Source organism: Psychrobacillus sp., assembly GCF_056205495.1.
Window position 1 is genome coordinate 1 of sequence record NZ_JBAEAP010000517.1, and the last position, 1,749, is coordinate 1,749.

At 36.5% G+C, this 1,749-nt stretch carries 2 protein-coding genes; both read right to left on the bottom strand.

Annotated features, from left to right (window positions below):
- Nucleotides 1–490 precede the first annotated feature (490 nt).
- On the bottom strand, nt 491–1,213 hold the full coding sequence (locus tag AC06OU_RS14700) for an amino acid ABC transporter ATP-binding protein (protein WP_475856768.1): 723 nt from the start codon (nt 1,211–1,213) through the stop codon (nt 491–493).
- On the bottom strand, nt 1,206–1,749 hold a 544-nt coding region (locus tag AC06OU_RS14705; RefSeq protein WP_475856769.1), incomplete at its 5' end, for an amino acid ABC transporter permease. The genes AC06OU_RS14705 and AC06OU_RS14700, both read right to left, overlap by 8 nt.

Genomic DNA, 1,749 nt, shown 5'->3' on the forward strand with positions numbered 1-1,749 from the left:
TTAAACCAAGAATCCATAGTAATATAAATTCCACTTAACTCCACCCCCAAAAATTGTCCAAAGAATTTCTTTTAAAGATTTTAATTCAATCCTCTAAAATTTAAATAAATGAGTTAATTTCATAAATAGCGTTTCAAGAATAACAAGAACGATATCTCTGTATTGATTGTAGCGGCAGGCGGCGACTCCAGTGGGATGAGTGAGACAGATAAGACATCACAAGCACGCGCGGTAGCGATGGGTGATGGCTTATCGCTCACCTCACGGAAAGCGTCCGCGATATGAGCCGAAATTAATTCTACTTTATTATTAAAAAAGCATTAACCTTGGTAATTATTTTTATTATGTTCGTGTTTTTCCTTAAAAGTTGAAATTATAGCTTATACAATTGTCATCCCCCTACCTTCTTCACCTTCACGATTAAAATCAAAAACAGCAACCCCAAAAACATTTGAGGTTGCTGAAATCTTTATTTCTTTTATTTTAAAACTTATAAAACCTTTTCCAAAAACTCTTTAGCACGCTCTGATTTTGGAGAGCTAAAGAACTCGATAGGAGGGGTGTCTTCGACTAAAACTCCACCATCCAAAAATAAAATACGGTCTGCTACTTCTTTAGCAAAGTTCATCTCATGTGTCACGATGACCATCGTCATTCCCGATTCAGCCAAATCCTTCATAACAGCTAAAACCTCTTTTACCATCTCTGGGTCTAAGGCAGAAGTTGGTTCATCGAACAACATAACAGAAGGGTTCATTGCTAACGCACGGGCAATTGCTACACGCTGCTTTTGACCGCCTGATAAACGATTTGGATATTCCGAGCGTTTCTCAAAGAGTCCGACTTTATGTAGGAGGTCATCTGCAACAGCTATTGCCTCTTCCTTTGATTTTCCTTGAACATTCATTGGTGCATACGTTAAGTTTTCTAGTACCGTTTTGTGAGGAAATAAATAAAAATGTTGAAATACCATTCCTACATTTTCACGTACCTTCATAATATTAGTTTTTTTATCTGTTACAACATCATTGCCTATACTAATCACACCACTAGTAGGCTCCTCCAGTAAATTCAAGCAACGTAAAAAAGTAGACTTACCAGAACCAGAAGGACCTATTATTGCAATTACTTCCTGTTCCTTAATTTCAGTGGATATATTTTTTAAGACTTCATTTTTTCCAAATGATTTATATAATTTTTCTACTTTAATCACTTCTACTCATCCTCTTTTCTAGCTTTTTGCCAAGGAATGATAAAATAAGTGTAAGGATATAGTACATCACTCCGGCAATCATTAATGCCTCTAAATAACGATAAGAAGACCCACCCACGACGTATGCACGGCGCATAATGTCTAGTGCTCCAATTACTGTTACAATCGCTGATTCCTTCGTTAATGTGATAAATTCATTCATAAGGGAAGGCATGATGTTTTTCATAGCTTGAGGAAGAATAATGTCCTTCATCATCTTCGCATAAGGTATGCCCAAAGCTAACGAAGCCTCTAACTGCCCCTTGTCAACAGCATTAATCCCACCACGAATAATTTCAGAGATATAGGCACCTGAATTTAATCCAAATGCTATAATTGCCGCAGGCATCGGATCTACCGTAATATCAAAAAGCTGAGGAATCGCATAGTAAATAATCATTAATTGTAATACAAGGGGAGTTCCTCGGAAAATAGATGTATAAAAATCTGCTAATAGACGTAATACAGTTATTTTCCCAATTTTACATAGAGCTAAC